The following is an 18,476-nucleotide window of genomic DNA, read 5'->3' as shown; positions in this document are numbered from 1 at the left end:
CAGGGGGCTCCGGGGAGCGTCGTCTCATCGTCGAGACCTTTCCTTCAGGGGAGGGATGCGTCGAGCCGAGGGGACCGACGCGTGTGTTCACGTTAACATGTGAGCCGCCTCAGAGCCATGGGGGAATTGCTCCGGCGGCGAGAGCGAACCATGCGACAGGGGAGCGCATCGGCGCAAGACCTGCACCCCCGAGCGCCCAGGGCGTAGCGTGAGCGCACCGCATCCTGGCCCCCGGTGACGGAACCATGCCCATCCGCCTGCCCTGCGAGGACTTGACCATGACGACGCTCTTCCACACCGGTGGCTCCCTCTCCCTCGACGACGCGACCGCCGACGCCGTCGTCCGGTACTCGCTCGCGCTCGCGCAGCGGCACCGGATGAGCACGGTCAGCGTCGCCGACGACTCGGCCCCATCCTCCGTCGTGACGCTCACCGTCGGGCTCGGCGTCCCCCTGGTGGTCGCAGGGGCCGGTAGCGCAGCGGCGGAGTCGAGCACCGAGATCCTCGAGCGCCTCGACGCGCTCGACAGTGCGGGCGGACCGGTGCCCGCCTCGGACGTCGACCCCCGCGCGACGTGGGAGCTCGAGAACGAGTACTGAGCTCCGAGCCGCGGCGCCGCCGACGCGGATCCGCCCCGCTCCTGCTCCGCGGGTGCGGAGCGTCAGCGCCGGTAGTCGCGGATGATCTCCTGGGCGAGCGTCGTGATCGGAGTCGACGTCGCTCGCGCGCGGACCCGCAGCACCTCGAAGGCCTGCTCGACCGTGGTGCGGTGGGCGTAGGCGAGGATCCCCTTCGCCTGCTCGATCAGCACCCGGCTGTCGAGGGCGTGCTGCAGCTGCTCCTGGGTGACCGCGCTCTGCTGGAGCGCGCGCTGGTGCAGGATCCCGATCGTCGCGACGTCGGCGAACGCCTGCACGACCGCGATGTCGTCCGGATCGAGCCGGCCGGGCCGGGCCTGGAAGAGGTTGAGGGAGCCGATCGTCGTCCCCGCCGAGCGCATCGGCACGCAGTGCGCCGAGAGCACGTCGAGCTCGACCGCCAGCGTCCGGAACTCCGCCCACTCCTCGCCCACGGCGCGGGCGTCCTCGACGATCACCGGCCGCCCGGTCTCGAAGCACTGGATGCACGGGCCCGACCCGCTGTCGAGCTGGAGCAGCTCGATCAGCCGGGTGTCCTCGTCCGTGGAGGCGAGCACCTCGAGGGAGCCGGTGGAGTCGGCGAGGACGAGCCCCGCCGAGACGGCGTCGAAGAGGGTCGCGCTGCTCTCCACGAGGGTCTGGGTGAAGTCGACGACGTCGTAGTCGTCGACCAGTGTGTCGGAGAGGGCGACGAACGTCTGGATGACGCTGCGCTCGCGGGAGTTCGTCACCATGTGTCGTCCTGGGCGGTGAGAGGGCGGTCGGGGAACCCGTCGTGCCGGGCCACGATGCCGGAGGCGACATCGACGACGGAGCGCTGCTGGGCGAAGGCGTGGGCGCGCAGCAGCAGCTGCGCCTCCTCGGCCGTGCTGCCGTAGCGCGCGATGATCATGCCGGTCGCCTGGTGCACCACGCGTCGCGAGCGCGGATTCGTGCTCTCCTCGACCTCGTTGTCGCGCAGCACCGCGGCAAGCACCAGCAGCGCCGTCGCGGTGGTCGAGGCGCTGATCCGGCCGAGGAGGGAGTCGCTGAGCGACGTGGGGCGGCGGGAGTAGAGGTCGACCGCGCCGATCGAGAGCCCCGCGATCGAGAGCGGGAAGGCGAAGACCGCGCGCACCGCCGTGGGGCCGATCGCCTCGGTGAAGAGCGGCCAGCGCTCCTCCGCGCCGGTGTCCGGCACCGAGACGGGGCCGGCAGCGCGGATCGCCTCCCAGCACGGGCCCTCGCCGAGGTCGATCTGGATCTCGTCCAGCCGGCTCGCGGTGCTGTCGCTCGCGGCGACGGTCTCGCCGCCGAAGGGGCTGCCGAGCGTGGAGATCGCGACGCCGTCGATCGGATACCCGCGCAGATACGGGTCGCAGAGAGCGTCGGAGTCGGTCACCGCACCCATTTTAGCCGTCGGCTCCGCTCGGAGCGACGCTCCGCCGGACCGGCGGGGACCACGACGCGGTGACGCGCGGGAGCCCGCCTGGCTGCGCTGCCCGGGCGCACGAGGCGACGGCCCGTGAAGCGGCTCGTCGGGCGCGGACGGTGCATGGTGCGGGGCGACGGGAGCCGGAGGACGGCGGCCTGCACGGCGACGGAGCGGCTCAGGCCGGGGTCGATCGAGCCGGGACGCTCGAGGGCGGCGATGAGGTCGTCGAGGACGGCGAAGGCGGGATCTGTCATCACGGCTCCTGGCCGGGTGTCCGCGGCCGTTGTTCTGCGCGCCGGGGCGCGGGCGGTGTCGATCGGGTGTCGCCGTGCGGGGTCCGCGCACGACGTCGACGAGGTCCTGCCCGACGGTACGGGGCGCGGATCGACCGGACGACGTGGTTGACCTCCCCGAGGTCCGCCGCTACTTGTGCTCTGCGTTGAGCTCGTCGAAGTCGTTCGTGATGATCGATAGCGGGGTGTACGGCGTGATGAGGAGGAGCGCCGGATTCGCGCGTCCCTCGCCGTAGTTGACGGTCAGCCACTGCGGGGTCGGGGAGGCGAGGGCGGCCTCGACCTCGGCGCGGAACTCCTCGAGGCTCCTGTTGTTGACCGTGTAGGCGGTGCCGTTGTAGATCAGGTCGATGCGCTTCACAGCTGATCGCCCTTCGCCGGAGGACGCACCGGTTCGGCGGGTTCCGAGATCACGTACAGCCCGCCCGCGGAGTTCGCGAGGTCGGTGAGCGCGGAGATCCAGGCGGGGTTGATGCGGGGCATCCGGCCGCCGAAGTACTTGTAGCGGAGCGCGTGGGAGGGGTGGATCCAGATCGCGCTGCGGCCGTCGCCCATGCTGTGGTCGTCGCGCCAGCTGAGCAGGAACGACTCGTTGCGGCGCAGCTTCGCGGTGATGACGATCTGCAGGTGCGCGAGCACGCGGTCCTCGAAATCGATCTCGACGGTCCCGTCGTAGTGCAGCTTCCCCATCGGCGTCTCCAGCCCCTGATCTCCGGCCGGCAGGCGCCCGCCGTTGCCACCACCCTTCCGCAGACCGGAGGGATCCGACAACCCGGCCTGCCATTCTCTGCTCGATCTGTCCAGGTCTTCCGTCAGCGGCGGTCCTCTGTCAACCTCCTCCCTCCACGCAGCCGGCGCTGCCGAGCATGGACGGCATGAAGCACATCCTCTTCGCCGACAAGACGATCCTCGTGGGGGACGAGGCGGCCGACGCGCTCGTCGAGTACGCCGTCGCCCTCGCCGCGAAAGGCGCGGCCGACACCGTCGAGTACACGGGGATCGGCGCGGACGGCGGGACGGTCGACGCCACCTTCCTCGTGAACGCCGCGGCCGCCCTCATCGTCGAGACCACGCCGAGCGACCTGCCCGAGCCGGACAACGCGGCGGAGGTGGCACGGCTGCGCGAGCGGATCGACGCGCTCACCGGCGAGCATCCCGTGCAGCCCGGCGACGGCGAGCTGACCAGTGGTGCCGACTACGAGGACTCCTACGAGCAGTGAGTGGTTCCCCGTCGTGCGCGTCCGGGCGCGACCGGCGTCCGCTACCACTGCGAGGCTCCGCAGTGAACCCCCTGATCGGCTGAGGGGAGGCGGACGTACCGTGGCCCTGCGGGTCGCCGACGACACGATCACCGGTCGACCGCTACGGGCACGGCCGCGGGTCGGCCGGGGAGGACTGGCACGATGACCGGAGACCATCCCTTCTGGGTGCGCCTCGCGCGCAAGGAGCCGCAGTGCGCCATCGTGCGCGGCCGGGTCTTCGAGATCGGCGCCCCCGACGAGCGGGACGGCGCCTTCCTCCTCACGGTCTGGGAGAAGGGGCGGCCCGTCGGGCACGTCCTGAACGTGGATCCGCCCGCCTACAAGCCGTGCGGACCCGGGCACCCGGTCGAGCCGCAGCGGGTCGACGGGGTCGAGGAGCTGCTCGAGCTCCTGGTGCCCCAGCGCACCCGGCTCGCGGCGCACGGCTGACGCCGCTCTCGTCCGCGGGGGCCGCCCGAGTCCTGTGCACCGGGAGCGGGGCGAGCGCTGAGCACCCGCCGGCGGACGCCCGGGACGGGGGAGTCGTGCGGCCGGGCGGCGGCTGGCATCCTGACCTCGGTGCGACGAGCGCGCCCGCGAGGGGGAGCCCGATGAGCACCACCGAGGACGTCGACGACGGGACCGCTGAGTTCGGGTACCGCCCCTCCCTCACCCGCGGCATCGGCCGCTTCGGCAGCTTCGCCGCGGGCGTGAGCTACATCTCGATCCTGACCGGCACGTTCCAGCTCTTCTCCTTCGGCTTCGCGCTCGGCGGTCCCGCCTACTGGTGGTCCTGGCCGATCGTGTTCACCGGGCAGCTCATGGTCGCGCTGTGCTTCGCCGAGCTCGCCGCCCGCTACCCGGTCGCCGGCTCCGTCTACAACTGGAGCAAGCGCCTCGCCGGGCCGACGGTGAGCTGGATGGCGGGCTGGCTGATGGCCACCGCGTCCGTGGTCACGCTCGCGGCCGTCGTGCTGGCGTACCAGGCGACGCTCCCGCAGATCTGGAGCGGGTTCCAGCTCGGCGGCTCCGCGGGGGTGAGCGCGGTGGTCTGGGGAGGACTGCTGATCGCGTTCACCACCGCGGTCAACGCGCGCGGCGTGCAGCTGATGGCCCGGATCAACAGCGTCGGCGTGCTGATCGAGCTCGTCGCGGCGGTGCTGCTGGTGGCGGTGCTCGCGGTGAACGTGGTGCATCCGCCGACCGTGCTGCTCGACACCAGCGGCTACGGCGGGAGCACGCCGGGCGGGTACGCCGGCGCGTTCCTCATCGCCGCGATCGCGTCGGCGTACGTGATGTACGGGTTCGACACCGCGGGCTCGCTCGGCGAGGAGACGGTCGATCCGCGCCGGACCGCGCCGACGGCGATCCTGCGGGCGGTGACCGCCTCCTTCGTCCTCGGCGGCCTCATCCTGCTGCTGGGGATCCTCTCGGCGCCCGACCTCGCCGACCCGGCGCTCGGGCAGGCGTCGGGCGGGCTGCAGCGGATCGTGCTGCAGGTGCTCGGCGGCCCCCTCGGATCGGTCCTCCTGCTCTGCGTGGTCGTCGCGATCACGGTGTGCGCGCTGGCGGTGCACACGGCGGCCATCCGACTGATCTTCGCGATGGCCCGCGACAACGCCCTGCCCGGCAGCCGCGTGCTCGCCCGCGTCGACCCGCGGCGCGGGACACCGGTGGCGCCGGCGCTGGTCGTGGGGGTGCTCGCGGTGCTGATCCTGGTCGTGAACATCGGGACGCCGGCGATCTTCACGGCCGTGACGAGCGTGGCGGTCATCCTGATCTACCTCGCCTACCTGCTGGTGACGGTGCCGCTGCTGATCGCCCGGCTCCGCGGCCGGTGGCCCGCAGCCGCGCCCGGGCGCTTCTCGCTCGGCCGCGCGGGCCTGCCGGTGAACGTCGTCGCGGTGCTCTGGGGCGCGGCGATGACGGTCGACCTCGCGTGGCCGCGCGTCGAGGTCTACGGGGAGGAGCTGCGCTGGAGCGCGGTCGTCGTGATCGCCGCGGTCGTCGGGATCGGCCTGGCCTGGTTCCTCCTCCGCGGCCGGCACCGCCTCGGCACCCTGCCCGCGCACGCGCTCCCCTCGCCGCCGCCGCAGGGCTGAGTCGCACGAGAAGGCCCGTTCTCGAGGGGGCAGGACGATCCCTTCCGGGCGACTCGGCGGCGGCACCGGGAGGAGGATGGGGGAGCGGGTGCTCGGCCGAGCGCCGCGGGAAGGAGCGCGCGTGCGGAACCGCCTGGCGACTCCGTCCCTGCTCGCGCACGCCGTGCTCATCCAGGCCGTCGCGTTCCTGCTCCGGCCGGCCGCCGTCTACCAGGCGATCCGGCTCGATGTGCCGGCCTGGGCGCTCGGGGCGCTCGGCGCCTCGTTCGCGCTGGTGCCGCTGCTGATCGCGCTGCCGGTGGGCGGGCTGGTCGACCGGGTCGGCGCCCGGGCCGTGATGGTCGTCGGCTCGCTCGTCGCGGTGGGAGCGGCCGCGGTGCTGCTCCTGGCGGGCGGGAGCGTCGCGGGGCTGCTCCTCGGCATCGCCCTGCTCGGCGCGGGGCACCTGGGCTGCGTGGTCGGGCAGCAGACCGTCGTCGCGGGCGGCACCGGAGGGACGCGGCTCGACAGCCGCTTCGGCTACTACACGTTCGCCGCGTCGCTCGGGCAGGCGATCGGGCCCGCATTCATCCCGGTGCTCGCGGGCGGCTCGGTGCGGCCCAACCCGGCGCCGCTGTTCCTCGTGGGCGGGATCCTCGCGGTGCTGCTGCTCGTCTCGACGGCGGGGATCCGCAGCCCGTCCCCGCGCGGACCCGCGGCGGAAGGGGCGGCGGCTCCGGGCTCGACGCTCGGTCTCCTCCGGGTGCCGGGCCTCGCGCGCGCCCTGCTGACCAGCGCGACCGTCGTCGCCGCCGTCGACCTGACCGTCGTCTACCTCCCCGCCCTCGGCGCCGAGCGCGGGCTCCCGGCCGGCGTCGTCGGAGCCCTGCTCACCGTGCGCGCGCTCGCGTCGATGGCCTCGCGGCTCCTCCTCGGCGCGGCCACCGCCCGGCTCGGGCGCACCCGGGTGATGGTGGGCGGCATCCTGATCTCGGCGCTCTGCCTGGTGCTGGTCGCCCTGCCCGCGCCGACCGTGCTCCTCTTCGTCGCGGTCGCCGCCCTCGGCCTGGGCCTCGGGATCGGCCAGCCCATCACGATGTCCTGGCTGATCGAGCGCACCCCCGCCGACCGCCACGGCCGCGCCCTCGCGCTGCGCCTGGCCGGGAACCGCCTCGGGCTGATCGCACTGCCCAGCCTGCTCGGCGTCCTCGCGGCGGCGGCCGGAGCGGGCGGTGTCCTCATCGGCACCGGTGCCGCGGTCGGCGCGACCCTCCTCCTGCTGCGCGGGGTGCGCCTGGACTGAGGTGCCCGGGGGCGCAGCGGATCGGCGGCGCGAGCCGCGTTCCCGGGCCTCTCCGTCGGAAGACCGGAGGGTCAGCTGCCCGGCTCCTCCACGCGGACGTCCTCGGCGGCCTTGTCGGCGCGCCAGCCGCGCCAGACCGGCTGGCGGAGGGTGCCGGAGGCGGTGCGCTCGCGGTAGCGGACCTCGCCGACCAGGACGGGCGACACCCAGTGCACGCCGCGCGACTCGAGCGGAGGGACGGAGACGGCGGGCTCCTCGGTGGCGTGCTCGGCCAGGCGGTCGACCAGGCCGCGGCGCTCGCGGTCGCTGAAGCCGGTGCCCACACGGCCGGAGTACGCGAGCCCGTCCTCGCCGGGGATCGCGGTCAGCAGCGCCCCGACCGACCCCTGGAGGCCGCCCTCGCCCTCGCGCCAGCCCACGATCACGACCTCCTGCAGCCGGTGGTGGGTGAGCTTGATCCAGTCGCGCGAGCGGCTGCCCTCCTGGTAGCGCGAGTCGCGGCGCTTGGCGACCACGCCCTCGAGGCCGAGGGTGCGGCTGGTGGCCATCGCCTCCTCCAGGTCGCCGTCGAACACGGACGGGACGTGCACGCGCTCGTTCTCGGCGACCAGCTCGACCAGTGCCGAGCGACGGGTGTCGTAGTCGCTCCCGGTCAGGTCCTCTCCTGCGCGCTCGAGCAGGTCGAAGACCATCAGGTGCACCGGAGTGGACCGGGCGGCCGCCTCGATCTCGCGCGGCTTCGTCAGCCCGCCGCGGGTCTGCAGGGCGCCGAAGTCGGGGCGCCCGCGAGCGTCGAGGGCGACGATCTCGCCGTCGAGCACGGCGTCGGCGGCGGCCTCGGCGAGCGGGGCGAGCAGGTCGGGGAACGCCGCGGTCAGGTCGTTGCCGTTGCGGCTCGTGAGGGTCGCGGTGCCGCCCTGCACCCGCACGAGAGCGCGGTAGCCGTCCCACTTCATCTCGATCGCAGCCCCGGGGTCCACGTCGCCGCGGCGTCCGGCCGTGGCGAGCATGGGGCGGTGGCGGCGCGGAGCGGAGTCCTCGGCCGGGCGGTCGGCGGAGGGTGCGGGGCGGGGAGCGGGCGACGCGGCGGACGCGGCCGCCCGGCCCCGTCGCTGCGTCCCGTGCCCGTGAGCGGGACCCGCCGCCATCAGGTGCAGGAGCCAGTTCTTCTCGGCGCCCTCCCTCGAGCCCGTGTGCAGCAGGGCGTAGCGGCGGGGCTCGCCGCCGAGCCCGCCGTCGGGGCGGCCGGTCAGCACCGCGATCACCTCCTTCCCCTCGCGCCACTTCTCGAGCGCGTAGGTGCCCTCGTCCCAGATGCGCACCTCGCCGCCGCCGTACTCGCCGGCCGGGATCGTGCCCTCGAAGGTCGCGTACTCGAGGGGGTGGTCCTCGGTCTGCACCGCGAGCCGGTTGGGGTCGCCCTCCAGCGGCGGACCCTTCGGCACCGCCCAGCTGACCAGGACGCCGTCGTGCTCGAGCCGGAAGTCGTAGTGCAGGCGCCGCGCGTGGTGCTCCTGGATGACGAAGGAGTCGCCCGAGGAGGTGCCCGCGGACCCCGCCTCGGGCACCGGCTCCGGCGTCCTCGACGCGTCGCGCATGCTGCGGTAGGTCGCCAGGCGGTCGGAGGAGGCGTCCGTCGCGGCGAAGCCCGCCATCCGCTCCGGGGTCGGCTCGAGCCCGGCACCCCGGGCGGCGAGCAGCGGGCGGAGGAGGTCGCCGTCGCTCCGCAGCCGCTCCACCACCTCGTCGGGCGACAGGTGGCGCAGGTTGTCGGCACCCAGCTCCTCCCACGTGCGGGGCGCGGCGGCGGCCGGCCTGAGGCGCCCCCGGAGGGAGTAGGGGGCGATGGTCGTCTTCGCCGCGCTGTTCTGGCTCCAGTCGACGAGGACCTTGCCCTCGCGCAGGGTCTTCTTCATGTCCGAGACGACGAGGTCGCGGTGGTCCGACTCGAGCGCGCGCGCCAGCTCGTGCGCGACCGCCGAGATCTGGTCGCTGGAGGCGGAGGCGTCCAGCGGGCAGTAGAGGTGGATCCCCTTGCTCCCGCTGGTCACCGGCAGCGGAGCCAGCCCCATCCCCTCCAGCAGGTCGCGGGCGAGGAACGCGACCTCGGCGCACTCTGCGAGGCCCGCCCCCTCGCCCGGGTCGAGGTCGAGCACGAGACGGTCGGGCGGACGGCGCTCGCTGTCGGAGCCCACCCGCCACTGGGGGACGTGCAGCTCGAGCGCCGCCTGCTGCACCAGCCAGGTGAGCCCGGCGACGTCGTCGACCAGCGGGTACTCGACGTCGCGCGACGAGTGCGCGAGCCGGGTCCGGCTCAGCCAGTAGGGGGCGGAGGAGGGGAGGTTCTTCTCGAAGAAGACCTCGCCCGGATGCTCGGCGGTGCCCACTCCGTCGACCCAGCGCTTCCGGGTGACCGGGCGGCGCGCGAGATGGGGAAGCATCGCGGAGGCGACGGAGGCGTAGTAGGAGAGCACGTCGGCCTTGGTGAAGCCCGTCTCCGGGTAGACGACCTTGTCGAGGTTCGTCAGCCGCAGCCTCCGCCCGCCGACCGAGACGATCTGCTGCGAGGCGGCCATCCCCCCATGGTGGAGGCAGGTGCGCGCCGAGGGAACCCCGGACCGTCGCGGGAACCCGCAGCGAGCCGCCTCCACGACTCGGGGTTCCCTCGGCGGCGGGGAGTAGCGTCGACGCACCACGTCCGAAGGAGCCCTCCGTGCCCGACACGATCGCCGACATCCCCCTCACCACGATCGACGGCACCACGTCGACCCTCGCCGACTACCCGCCCGTGCGGCTGATCGTCAACGTCGCCTCCCGCTGCGGCCTCGCCCCGCAGTACGAGAAGCTCGAGGCCCTGCAGAAGAGCTACGGGGAGCGCGGATTCACGGTCCTCGGCTTCCCGAGCAACCAGTTCCTCCAGGAGCTGAGCGACGAGGACAAGATCAAGGCGTACTGCTCGACGACCTGGGGGGTCACCTTCCCGATGTTCGAGAAGGTCCGCGTCAACGGCCGCTCGGCGCACCCGCTCTACGCGGAGCTCACCAAGGCGGAGGACGAGAACGGCAAGGCCGGCCGGGTGAAGTGGAACTTCGAGAAGTTCCTGATCACGGCCGACGGCACGGTCCACCGGTTCCGCCCGACGGTCGAGCCCGACGACCCGCGGATCGTCGACCTGATCGAGGCGTCGCTCCCCGCCTGATCCCGCTCAGCGGCGGGCGCGGGGCGGAGCACGCCACCCGTCGCGGCTCAGCGGTCGCGGAGCCCCAGGGCCGAGCGGGCGTCCGCGGGCTCGACGCCCTCGGGGCAGACGATGTCCGAGACGTCGAACGGCGTCGCGCGCGAGAACGGGATCATCTCGATCCCGTCGACGTGGCGCAGCAGCACGAGGCCGCCCTCGCCCTCGCGCAGGCTCCGGCGCACCTGGCGCAGGAAGATGCCGGCCATGTCGAGCTCGACGACGAAGGAGCGGCCGCTCACGTCGATCCGGCAGCCGATGACCGGCTGGGAGCCGACGGAGACGGAGTCCGGCACGCGGCGCGGCTCGATCGGCTGCTCCTTGCGGAGCGTCCGCACCGGGGTGAGGGTGGGCAGGCCGGTCGCTCGCGCGGTGTCCGTCATGGTCGTCTCCGTCCGTCGACGTCCGCCGATGGTTCCGGGGACGTCTTCTCGACGGTACTTCGCGTCCCCCGCAGAGGGGACGGGGTTGACGGCTGTGCGATCAGGGGGCAGCGGGGCCCAGGAGCGGCGGAGCTCAGGAGCCCTGGCGCTGCTCCTCGGGCTCCGGCAGGACCGAGAGCTCGCCGTGCATGCTGGCGACGCTGAGCATCTGCTCGATCCACGCGCGGTTGAGCTTGGGCTGGTGCGCCTCGGTGAAGCGGAAGTGCAGCGGCACCGACGGGTGCAGCCAGACGGAGCTCCGGCCGTGTCCGGTGGAGGCGTCCTCCATCCACGAGAGCGAGAAGGCTTCGTTGCGGCGCAGCTTCGAGAGGACGGCGACCTTCAGGTGCGCGAGGACGCGCTCCTCGAATTCGATCTCGAGGTTCTGCGGTCCGTAGATGAGCGTGGCCACGGGCCCCCTTCGTTCATCGGGCCGGCCCTGGCGGACGGCTCCTCGGGGGACGGTATCCGCTCGGACCCCGGTGCGGGGAATCGGGCGGGAGACACGCCGGACCCCCATTGACAGTCCCGCAGACGGGACGTAGCACTGCCGGGCGTGCTGGGCGCCACGTTAGCCGACGCATGTAGCGAGAGTCGATGCTCCGTCGCGGATCTCCCGTCGGCCGGGGCCGGCCCGGGAGCGAGCGCGGGCACCTCCGGCTGCCGGCCGCGCCGCTCAGGATCCCGTCACGGCCCGGCCGGCGCGTCCCACCCCTCCTGCGGAGTCGCGCAGGTGCCGCGGAAGACGTACTGCGACGGCAGCTTCCGCTGGTGCGAGGACCAGTCGATCGCCGGCCGCCGCTGCTCCGGAGGCAGGTAGCCGAGCCGGTACACCGCCATCAGCTCCAGCTCGTCGGGCACGGCGAGCAGCGACTCGATCCGCGCCCACGCTCCCGGCACCTCCATCGGGAACGACACGAACTGGATCCCCATCCCCAGCTCGACCGTGCTCAGCCAGACGTTCTCCATCGCGGCGCCCATGCTGAACACCGAGTAGAAGGAGGAGAGCTCGCCCGGCCGGTACTCGGAGCGGTCGAGCATCACCCCGAGCAGCAGCGGCGATCCCGCGACGAGCCGGCGGTTCTCCTCGCCGAGCGTCTGCGGGACGCGGAGGGAGTTCATCAGGAACTGCCCGCGCTTCGTGAAGACCTGCTTCGTGAAGGGGCGGAGCGGAGCCGGCAGCTTGTCGAACAGCATCCCGTCGCGCCGCTGCTCCATCTCCTCGCTGCTGAAGCGGAAGTAGGGCTTGTAGCGCTCGAAGAACGTGCCGTTCGACATCGCGGTGGTCATGCTCTCGCCGCTGATCGCGGCGATCCGGTCGATCGTCTCGCGCTCCTCGACGAGCGCGAACCGCCACGGCTGGCTGTTGAGCTGCGAGGGCGCCCGGCCGGCCACCTCCATCAGGAGCCGCTGGTGCTCCTCGGAGACGGGGTCGGGCAGGAACGCGCCGTTGGTGGTCTTCCGGCGCCGGACGACATCGAGGAACTCCATGCCTCGATCCTGCCCCGATCGATCGCGCAGAGGGGGGAGCGGCGGCGGCCCGGGGCGCGCGCGGTAGCATCGAGGGTCCTGTGCAGGCTCGAGGGAAGCGGTGGAACGGTGAAGACGAGGGTCATCTTCTACCTTCTCGGAGGTGTGTTCGTGCTCGGCGCGGGCATCAACTCGGTCGTGGGCAGCGGCTTCTCGGTGCCGAACCTGCTGACGATGCTCTGCGGCGCGCTGATCCTCGCGATCGCCGGCTGGCAGGCGCTGCGCTCGTACCGCTCCGACCCCGACCGCGACGTCGAGCCCCCGCGCTAGAAGCCGGGGCGCGTCAGCGCAGGGCTGACCCGGCCCTGAGACGCTGGAGCACTCCTCGGCGCCGCGCCGGCCGCCGCGTCCGCCCGAGAGCGGCGAGCACGAACGGAGCCGCCGCCAGCGCGATCGCCGGGTGCCGACGTCCGTGCGTCCCCGCGAAGGGGATCACCGCCAGCGGGACGGCGGCGGGAGCCAGCGCGGACGCGGCGCGGGTGTCCGACCGTCGCAGCGTCGCCCAGGCCAGAGCGGTGAGCGTCGACGTGCAGATGTAGAGCGCGTGATGGATCCAGTGCCAGCGGCCCGTGCGGAGAGCGCCGGTGGCGACGGCGGTGCCGAGGGCGCAGTTGGCGGAGTAGCTGACAGCGGCGGCGCCCAGCCAGAGCGGACCGGAAGCGCTCGCCCTCCGCCGCGTCCTCACACCTCGCCCCGCGCGAGCAGCAGCCGGTAGGGCGCCGCGCGCTCGACCCGCCACCCCTCGGGCGCCACAGCCCGCAGCTCGGCGGCGGTGAAGCTGCGCCGCACCGACAGCGACCCGTCGTAGTGGAGGAACGAGCCGGCCGCGATCGGTCGTGTGGCCAGCAGGTAGGCCGTGTAGGCCAGCCGCGAGCGCTCGATGTCGTTGTGGAGGGCGCGCGGGGCCAGGCGCTCGCTGTCGGCGAGCAGGTCGGCGAGCGACTCCGGCGACAGGTGGTGCAGCACGTGGTTGGAGGTCACCAGGTCGAAGTGCTCGCCCTCGGCGACCAGGTCGGCGCTGCTCGCGCGGCGGAACTCGACTCCGGGCGGCGCGGGCGTCGACGTGGCGAAGGCGGAGGCGCGCTCGTCCGGATCGACGGCGGTGATCGCCAGGCGGAGGCCGTCCTCGCGGGCCCAGCCGGCGAGGGAGCGGGCGACGTCGCCGCCTCCCGATCCGATGTCGAGCAGGCGGAACGGCTCGTCGGGCCGCAGCAGCGGACGCAGGCGCGAGCGGTAGAGGACGCGCCACCCCGAGACCAGCCGGTTCACGGTGCCGAAGCGGGCGTAGGTGGCGTCGAGCAGGGTCTGGTCGCAGTCCGGGTCGTCCATCAGCTCCTGCTCGGAGACCTCGCGGTGGCGCAGATCCGGCGCGAGAGGGGCGCGCGGAGTCACTCCCCGCCCCGCTTGGTGAGCAGCGCGAGCTCGACGGTGAGGCCGGGCCCGAACGCCATCGCGCCGATCCGCTCGCCGCCGGCCGCCTCGCCGTACAGCAGGCGCCGCAGGATGAAGAGGACGGTCGCGCTCGACATGTTGCCGTTGGTCCGCAGCACCTCGCGCGACGGGGCCAGCTGCTCGTCGCTGAGGGCGAGCGAGGCCTGCACCTTGTCGAGGATGCTGCGGCCGCCGGGGTGGATCGCCCAGCGCCGCACGTCGCTCCGCTCGACCTCGGCGCCGGCCAGCAGCGGGGCGACGGCCGCCTCGATGTTCGCTCCGATGATCGAGGGCACGTAGGTGCTCAGCCGCATCGAGAAGCCGTGGTCGCCGATCGTCCACGCCATCTCGGTCTCGCCCTCGTCGGTGAGCGTCGTGGCGAGCGCGTCGAGCTCGAGCACCGGGGTGCCGGGCGCGGCCTCGCGGGCGGTGACGACGGCCGCCGCACCGCCGTCGGCGAAGACGGAGGTCGCGACGATCTGCTCCGGGTCGTTGGAGCTGGTGAGGTGGATGGTGCACAGCTCGACCGCGACGACGAGGACGACCGCCTCCGGGTCGGCCTCGCAGAACTGGCGGGCGGCGCGCAGGCCGGGGAAGGCGCCGTAGCAGCCCATGAAGCCGAGGTGGAAGCGCTGCGTCGAGGGCGCGAGGCCGAGGCGGCGGACCAGCTGGTAGTCGGGCCCCGGGGCGTAGAAGCCGGTGCAGGAGACCGTCACCACGTGGGTGACGTCCTCGGGGGTCATCGACGCGGACGCGAGGGCGCGGCGGGCCGCCTCCGTGAAGAGCTCGGGAGCGCGCTCGGTGTAGACGGCGTTGCGCGCGGCCGTCCCCGGGTCGAGCACCATGCCGCTCCCCGCGTCGTAGAAGACGCTCGCACCCTCCCGCTCGACCCGGTCGAGCTCGTCGACCACCGTGCTGCGGGTGTCGATCCCGGACGCGTCGAAGGCCGCGCCGATCAGGCGGGACCCGAGCCGGGTCATCGCGGGCTGGGACGCGAAGAGGTCGCGCACCTCGGACTGGCGCAGGACCGTGGTCGGCACCGCCGTCTCGATGCTGCGGATGTGGACACTCACCCGCAGGAACCTATCGCGGAATCCTGCGGGTGAGCGGTGCCCTGGAGCGTGATCAGAGGATCGGCTTCCCGCCGGTGACGGCGATCGTCGACCCGCTGATGTAGCTCGCCTCGTCGGAGGCGAGGAGGACGTAGGCGGGGGCCACCTCGGCCGGCTGCCCGGGGCGGCCCAGCGGGACCTGCTCGCCGAACTCGGCGACGGCCTCCTCCGGCATGGTCGAGGGGATCAGCGGCGTCCAGATCGGGCCGGGCGCGACCGAGTTGGCGCGGATGCCCTTCTCGCCGAGCGCCTGCGCGAACGAGGCGGTGAGGCTGAGGATCGCCGACTTCGTGGCGGCGTAGGGAAGCAGCTGGTACGACGGCTGGTCGGACTGCACCGAGCTCGTCGCGATGATCGACGCGCCCTCCTTCAGGTGGGGCAGCGCCGACTTCACGAGGTGGAAGTAGGCGCTGATGTTCGTCGCGATCGTGCGGTCCCACTCCTCGTCCGGGATGTCGGTGACGCTCTCGCGGCTCATCTGGAAGGCGGCGTTGCTGACGAGCACCTCGAGGTGGCCGAAGCGCTCGACGGTCTCGGTGACGACGGCGCGGCAGTGCGACGGGTCCTGCAGGTCGCCGGGGAGGAGCAGCGCCTCGCGGCCGGCCTCCCGGACCCACTTGGCGGTGTCCTCGGCGTCGTCGTGCTCGTCGAGGTACGAGATCGCGACGTCGGCGCCCTCGCGCGCGAACGCGATCGCGACGGCCTTGCCGATGCCGCTGTCGCCGCCCGTGATGAGGGCGACCTTGCCGCTGAGGCGGCCGGTGCCGCGGTAGGTGGTCTCGCCGTGGTCGGCCTTCGGCGTCAGCTCGGCCTCGGTGCCGGGCGGTGTCTGCTCGGGGGATTCCGGAGTCATGACTCTCCCTCTCGTGTCGTCGGTCGGTGCCTCCATGCAAGCGGGTGGGAGGGAGGGGGCGCAGGGGGTTGACGACCGGAACGCTCCGTCGTGTCGTCAAGCCCGCGACACCGAGGGCTCCCTGGGTCTTGACTGAGCGTGTCGCCCTTCTTCGGGGCGCTCGGCCAGGAGGTTCGACATGAGCACGACAGACAGGGATCCGGCTGACGGCGGACTGCCGCGACGGGCAGAGGGCTCGGCGGCGGGCGGCACGGCGCGCATCGACTCCGCGGGGGATACGGGAGCGGCTGCGGCGACGGACCGCTCCGCGACTCCGGACCGTTCCGCCTCCTCGGACCGTTCCGCCTCGACGGACCGCTCCGCCTCCGCGCACTCGGTCCCCGAGCACCGCGCGCCCGTCGATCCCGACTCCGCCGAGGCGAAGCAGGCCCGTGCGGCCGCGCGCAAGGACATCCACCAGCGCGAGCGCGACCGCTTCGGCGGCTTCAAGATCGGCTGCGCCTTCTTCGGCTGGCTCGCCGCCACCGGACTCGCCGTCCTCCTGACCGCCCTCGTCACCGCGATCGGGGCCGCCGTCATCGGCACCCAGGACGTCACCGGCGACCTCGCGGCCGACCCCGCCGCGTTCGGCTGGGCGGGCGCGATCGCCCTGCTGGTCATCCTCCTCGTCGCCTACTACTGCGGCGGCTACGTGGCAGGCCGCATGGCCCGCTTCAGCGGAGCGAAGCAGGGCGTCGGAGTGTGGGCCTGGGCGGTCGTCGTCGCGATCGTCGTGGGCATCGTCTCGGCGATCACCGGCGGCAGCCAGGCGCTCTCCGCGGTGAGCGGCTTCCCGACGATCCCCCTGGACGCAGGCGACGCCACGGCCGCGGCGGTCGTGACGGCGCTCGCCGCCCTGGTCGTCGCGCTGGTCGGCGCCGTGCTCGGCGGTCTCGCCGGCATGCGCTTCCACCGCCGCGTCGACCGCGAGGGCCTCTCCGGCCTCTCCGTCTGACGCTCCCGTCCCTCCTCCCTCCGCGAGACGCCGCTCCGGTACGCCACGCACGCCGTGCCGCGCACCGGAGGGGCAGCTTGCGGAGGGAGGTAGGGTCCTTCGCGTGACGGGGGAGCGAGGGACGCGGCTGGCGGGCGAGCTGCGGGAGTGGGACGCGGGCGCGCTCGCGGACCTGCGGGACGAGTACCTGGCGTTCCTCGAGCAGCGCGGCGAGTCGGCGCTCGAGCGCGACGGCGGATCCGAGCACGTCACGGCGAGCTGCTTCGTGCTCTCGCCGAATCTGGCGCAGGTGCTGCTCTGCTTCCACCGCAAGGGCCGGTTCTGGGTGCAGCTCGGCGGTCATGTCGAGCCCGGCGACGACTCCACGGCCGACGCGGCCCTCCGCGAGGCGCGGGAGGAGAGCGGAGCGGCACGGCTGCAGCCGCTCGGCGTCCTGCCCCTCGACCTCGACCGGCACGCGCTCGGCGACGGCTTCGGCCGCTGCTCCCGACACTGGGACGTGGGCTACGGCGCGATCGCCGATCCGGACGCTCCCGTGACGGTCAGCGACGAGAGCGACGACGTGGCCTGGTGGCCGGTCGACGCGCTGCCCGCCGAGGTGCCGCCGGGGTTCGCCGAGCGGCTGGCCGGGGCGCTCGCCGCGGCGCGGCTGCTCCGCGGTGCGGGGTCGCTCGGCGGCTGATCGAGACCCGCCTCCACTCACCTCGCATACCGGCAGCGCGCCTGCGACGAGTCCTCCCCGTGACTCCGGCGCCGTGCGGCACGATGGGGCGATGAGCAGCACCGCTGACCCCGTCGTCGTCCTCGCCGGTGCGAGCGGATTCCTCGGGACGGACCTCACCCGCCGCTTCACGGCAGACGGCTGGACGGTGCGGAGGATCGGCCGCTCCGGGCCGGACGCGCGCTGGGGCGACACCGCCGGCATCACCCGGGTCCTCAACGGTGCGCGCCTCCTGGTGAACCTGGCCGGCAAGAGCGTCGACTGCCGGTACACCGCGGCGAACCGCGCCGAGATCCTCCGCTCGCGCGTGGCGACCACCGCGGAGCTGCACCGCGCGGTCGCGGCGGCCGCGACTCCTCCGCCGGTCTGGATGAACGCGAGCACGGCCACGATCTACCGGCACGAGGAGGAGCGGGCGAACACCGAGGACGAGGGCGTGCTCGGCGAGGGCTTCTCGGTCGACGTGGCGCGGGCGTGGGAGTCGGAGTTCTTCGCCGGGGAGACGCCCGGCGTGCGGCGCGTGGCGCTGCGGATGTCCATCGTGCTCGGAGACGGTCCGGCGACGGCGATCCTGCTGCGGCTGGCGCGGCTCGGCCTCGGCGGTCCGCAGTTCGACGGGCCGTGGCCCTCGACGCGCGCGCGCCGCGAGGCCGGTGTGCACCACGAGCACCGGCGCACCCGCGGCCGTCAGCACTTCAGCTGGATCCACGTGGAGGACGTCCACCGGTCGATCCGCTTCCTCGAGGAGTCGACCCTCGACGGGCCGGTGAACCTCGCGTCGCCGAATCCGAGCGACAACACCGAGCTCTCCCGGCTGCTCCGCGCCGCCGTGGGCCGCCGGATCGGCGTGCCGGCTCCGCGCTTCGTCCTCGAGCCCGCGACGCTCCTGCTCCGCACCGAGTCCGAGCTCCTGCTCAAGTCCCGCTGGGTCGTGCCCGCCCGCCTCGAGGACGCCGGCTTCACCTTCGCGCACCCCCACCTCACCGAGGCTCTCCGCACCCTGGCCTGACCCGCCCCCGCAGGGCGACCGACCTCCGCCGCGAGCCCGTGTCGCGGAGGTCCGAGTCCGAGTGCGGATCCACCCCACCCCGGCCACCCTCGAGGCGTCGACCGGAACGCGTGCCGAGCGTTCTGGACGCGCCGACCGCGCCCCGCTCTCCGAGTACCCGGCCGGTCTCTGAGTCGACCGCGCCACGCCGCGCGGGGAG

At 73.5% G+C, this 18,476-nt stretch carries 23 protein-coding genes; 10 read left to right on the top strand and 13 right to left on the bottom strand.

What is annotated here, in order from left to right:
- Positions 1–278: 278 nt before the first annotated feature.
- A complete protein-coding gene (locus C5C29_RS11970; protein WP_104223789.1) occupies positions 279–599 on the top strand; it encodes a hypothetical protein in 321 nt (106 codons plus the stop codon).
- A 62-nt stretch (positions 600–661) separates the two neighbouring features.
- On the opposite strand, the gene C5C29_RS11965 is transcribed toward C5C29_RS11970, so the two are convergent.
- The 5 genes from C5C29_RS11965 to C5C29_RS11945 all read right to left on the bottom strand — a co-directional run bounded on the left by C5C29_RS11965 (position 662) and on the right by C5C29_RS11945 (position 3,035).
- Entirely contained in the window at positions 662–1,372 is a 711-nt protein-coding gene (locus tag C5C29_RS11965) for a GAF and ANTAR domain-containing protein (protein ID WP_104223788.1), read from the bottom strand.
- Positions 1,366–2,019: a GAF and ANTAR domain-containing protein gene (locus C5C29_RS11960; RefSeq protein WP_104351715.1), complete on the bottom strand. Its 654-nt coding sequence runs from the start codon at positions 2,017–2,019 to the stop codon at positions 1,366–1,368. Before C5C29_RS11960 ends, C5C29_RS11965 begins: the two co-directional genes overlap by 7 nt.
- The gene (locus C5C29_RS11955) at positions 2,016–2,306 is read right to left on the bottom strand and encodes a hypothetical protein (protein WP_104223786.1); all 291 of its coding nucleotides are present in this window, start codon (positions 2,304–2,306) and stop codon (positions 2,016–2,018) included. Before C5C29_RS11955 ends, C5C29_RS11960 begins: the two co-directional genes overlap by 4 nt.
- 169 nt (positions 2,307–2,475) lie before the next feature.
- Positions 2,476–2,706, bottom strand: a complete 231-nt coding sequence (locus C5C29_RS11950) for a hypothetical protein (protein ID WP_104223785.1) — start codon at positions 2,704–2,706, stop codon at positions 2,476–2,478.
- The gene (locus tag C5C29_RS11945; RefSeq protein WP_104223784.1) at positions 2,703–3,035 is read right to left on the bottom strand and encodes an ATP-dependent DNA ligase; all 333 of its coding nucleotides are present in this window, start codon (positions 3,033–3,035) and stop codon (positions 2,703–2,705) included. The genes C5C29_RS11950 and C5C29_RS11945 overlap by 4 nt, the downstream gene beginning before the upstream one ends.
- Before the next feature lie 185 nt (positions 3,036–3,220).
- Here C5C29_RS11945 and C5C29_RS11940 point away from each other — a divergent pair, with 185 nt between their 5' ends.
- The 4 genes from C5C29_RS11940 (at position 3,221) to C5C29_RS11925 (ending at position 6,970) form a co-directional block, all read left to right on the top strand.
- Positions 3,221–3,565: a hypothetical protein gene (locus tag C5C29_RS11940; protein WP_104226802.1), complete on the top strand. Its 345-nt coding sequence runs from the start codon at positions 3,221–3,223 to the stop codon at positions 3,563–3,565.
- A gap of 183 nt (positions 3,566–3,748) precedes the next feature.
- Positions 3,749–4,036, top strand: coding sequence for a hypothetical protein (locus tag C5C29_RS17175; protein ID WP_104223782.1), 288 nt, complete (start codon positions 3,749–3,751; stop codon positions 4,034–4,036).
- 161 nt (positions 4,037–4,197) lie between these two features.
- Entirely contained in the window at positions 4,198–5,688 is a 1,491-nt protein-coding gene (locus C5C29_RS11930) for an APC family permease (protein WP_104308408.1), read from the top strand.
- A gap of 121 nt (positions 5,689–5,809) precedes the next feature.
- A complete protein-coding gene (locus C5C29_RS11925; protein WP_258068208.1) occupies positions 5,810–6,970 on the top strand; it encodes an MFS transporter in 1,161 nt (386 codons plus the stop codon).
- A 71-nt stretch (positions 6,971–7,041) separates the two neighbouring features.
- Here C5C29_RS11925 and C5C29_RS11920 read toward each other — a convergent pair whose 3' ends face one another.
- Entirely contained in the window at positions 7,042–9,546 is a 2,505-nt protein-coding gene (locus tag C5C29_RS11920; RefSeq protein WP_104223779.1) for an ATP-dependent DNA ligase, read from the bottom strand.
- A 137-nt stretch (positions 9,547–9,683) separates the two neighbouring features.
- Between C5C29_RS11920 and C5C29_RS11915 the strand changes: the two genes are divergently transcribed.
- Positions 9,684–10,169: a glutathione peroxidase gene (locus C5C29_RS11915; protein WP_244229546.1), complete on the top strand. Its 486-nt coding sequence runs from the start codon at positions 9,684–9,686 to the stop codon at positions 10,167–10,169.
- A gap of 47 nt (positions 10,170–10,216) precedes the next feature.
- Here the strand turns inward: C5C29_RS11915 and C5C29_RS11910 are convergent, their stop codons facing one another.
- From C5C29_RS11910 to C5C29_RS11900, 3 genes are all read right to left on the bottom strand, one after another.
- The gene (locus C5C29_RS11910) at positions 10,217–10,588 is read right to left on the bottom strand and encodes a hypothetical protein (protein ID WP_104223778.1); all 372 of its coding nucleotides are present in this window, start codon (positions 10,586–10,588) and stop codon (positions 10,217–10,219) included.
- A 133-nt stretch (positions 10,589–10,721) separates the two neighbouring features.
- Complete coding sequence (locus tag C5C29_RS11905) at positions 10,722–11,039, bottom strand: hypothetical protein (RefSeq protein ID WP_244229547.1); 318 nt, start codon at positions 11,037–11,039, stop codon at positions 10,722–10,724.
- Between the two features lie 275 nt (positions 11,040–11,314).
- Entirely contained in the window at positions 11,315–12,118 is an 804-nt protein-coding gene (locus tag C5C29_RS11900) for a nitroreductase family protein (protein WP_104223777.1), read from the bottom strand.
- Between the two features lie 108 nt (positions 12,119–12,226).
- Between C5C29_RS11900 and C5C29_RS11895 the strand changes: the two genes are divergently transcribed.
- Positions 12,227–12,427 (top strand): hypothetical protein, encoded by a 201-nt coding sequence (locus tag C5C29_RS11895; RefSeq protein ID WP_104223776.1) that lies wholly within the window; start codon positions 12,227–12,229, stop codon positions 12,425–12,427.
- 13 nt (positions 12,428–12,440) lie between these two features.
- On the opposite strand, the gene C5C29_RS11890 is transcribed toward C5C29_RS11895, so the two are convergent.
- From C5C29_RS11890 to C5C29_RS11875, 4 genes are read right to left on the bottom strand one after another with little or no spacing between them, the layout of a single operon-like run.
- Entirely contained in the window at positions 12,441–12,842 is a 402-nt protein-coding gene (locus tag C5C29_RS11890; RefSeq protein WP_104223775.1) for a hypothetical protein, read from the bottom strand.
- Positions 12,839–13,549 carry a class I SAM-dependent methyltransferase gene (locus C5C29_RS11885; protein ID WP_258062284.1) on the bottom strand — a complete coding sequence of 237 codons (711 nt, stop codon included), beginning with the start codon at positions 13,547–13,549 and terminating at the stop codon, positions 12,839–12,841. Before C5C29_RS11885 ends, C5C29_RS11890 begins: the two co-directional genes overlap by 4 nt.
- A complete protein-coding gene (locus C5C29_RS11880) occupies positions 13,546–14,661 on the bottom strand; it encodes a type III polyketide synthase (protein ID WP_104223774.1) in 1,116 nt (371 codons plus the stop codon). Before C5C29_RS11880 ends, C5C29_RS11885 begins: the two co-directional genes overlap by 4 nt.
- 52 nt (positions 14,662–14,713) lie before the next feature.
- On the bottom strand, positions 14,714–15,553 hold the full coding sequence (locus C5C29_RS11875; protein WP_104223773.1) for an SDR family oxidoreductase: 840 nt from the start codon (positions 15,551–15,553) through the stop codon (positions 14,714–14,716).
- 178 nt (positions 15,554–15,731) lie between these two features.
- Here C5C29_RS11875 and C5C29_RS11870 point away from each other — a divergent pair, with 178 nt between their 5' ends.
- The 3 genes from C5C29_RS11870 to C5C29_RS11860 all read left to right on the top strand — a co-directional run bounded on the left by C5C29_RS11870 (position 15,732) and on the right by C5C29_RS11860 (position 18,277).
- A complete protein-coding gene (locus C5C29_RS11870; protein WP_258062283.1) occupies positions 15,732–16,547 on the top strand; it encodes a hypothetical protein in 816 nt (271 codons plus the stop codon).
- A 103-nt stretch (positions 16,548–16,650) separates the two neighbouring features.
- On the top strand, positions 16,651–17,229 hold the full coding sequence (locus C5C29_RS11865; RefSeq protein WP_258059957.1) for an NUDIX hydrolase: 579 nt from the start codon (positions 16,651–16,653) through the stop codon (positions 17,227–17,229).
- Positions 17,230–17,320: 91 nt separating this feature from the next.
- Positions 17,321–18,277 carry an epimerase gene (locus C5C29_RS11860; protein WP_104223772.1) on the top strand — a complete coding sequence of 319 codons (957 nt, stop codon included), beginning with the start codon at positions 17,321–17,323 and terminating at the stop codon, positions 18,275–18,277.
- Positions 18,278–18,476 lie beyond the last annotated feature (199 nt).

Origin of the sequence: Rathayibacter sp. AY1H2 (assembly GCF_002931985.1) — a bacterium.
GTDB lineage: Bacteria > Actinomycetota > Actinomycetes > Actinomycetales > Microbacteriaceae > Rathayibacter.
This window is presented reverse-complemented; position numbering and strand designations above follow the sequence as displayed.

Coding starts and splice junctions, on each gene's coding strand:
- C5C29_RS11970 (WP_104223789.1), top strand. CDS start 279: ATGACGACGCTCTTCCACACCGGTGGCTCCCTCTCCCTCGACGACGCG.
- C5C29_RS11965 (WP_104223788.1), bottom strand. CDS start 1,372: ATGGTGACGAACTCCCGCGAGCGCAGCGTCATCCAGACGTTCGTCGCC.
- C5C29_RS11955 (WP_104223786.1), bottom strand. CDS start 2,306: ATGACAGATCCCGCCTTCGCCGTCCTCGACGACCTCATCGCCGCCCTC.
- C5C29_RS11945 (WP_104223784.1), bottom strand. CDS start 3,035: ATGGGGAAGCTGCACTACGACGGGACCGTCGAGATCGATTTCGAGGAC.
- C5C29_RS11940 (WP_104226802.1), top strand. CDS start 3,221: ATGAAGCACATCCTCTTCGCCGACAAGACGATCCTCGTGGGGGACGAG.
- C5C29_RS17175 (WP_104223782.1), top strand. CDS start 3,749: ATGACCGGAGACCATCCCTTCTGGGTGCGCCTCGCGCGCAAGGAGCCG.
- C5C29_RS11930 (WP_104308408.1), top strand. CDS start 4,198: ATGAGCACCACCGAGGACGTCGACGACGGGACCGCTGAGTTCGGGTAC.
- C5C29_RS11920 (WP_104223779.1), bottom strand. CDS start 9,546: ATGGCCGCCTCGCAGCAGATCGTCTCGGTCGGCGGGCGGAGGCTGCGG.
- C5C29_RS11910 (WP_104223778.1), bottom strand. CDS start 10,588: ATGACGGACACCGCGCGAGCGACCGGCCTGCCCACCCTCACCCCGGTG.
- C5C29_RS11900 (WP_104223777.1), bottom strand. CDS start 12,118: ATGGAGTTCCTCGATGTCGTCCGGCGCCGGAAGACCACCAACGGCGCG.
- C5C29_RS11875 (WP_104223773.1), bottom strand. CDS start 15,553: ATGACTCCGGAATCCCCCGAGCAGACACCGCCCGGCACCGAGGCCGAG.
- C5C29_RS11870 (WP_258062283.1), top strand. CDS start 15,732: ATGAGCACGACAGACAGGGATCCGGCTGACGGCGGACTGCCGCGACGG.
- C5C29_RS11860 (WP_104223772.1), top strand. CDS start 17,321: ATGAGCAGCACCGCTGACCCCGTCGTCGTCCTCGCCGGTGCGAGCGGA.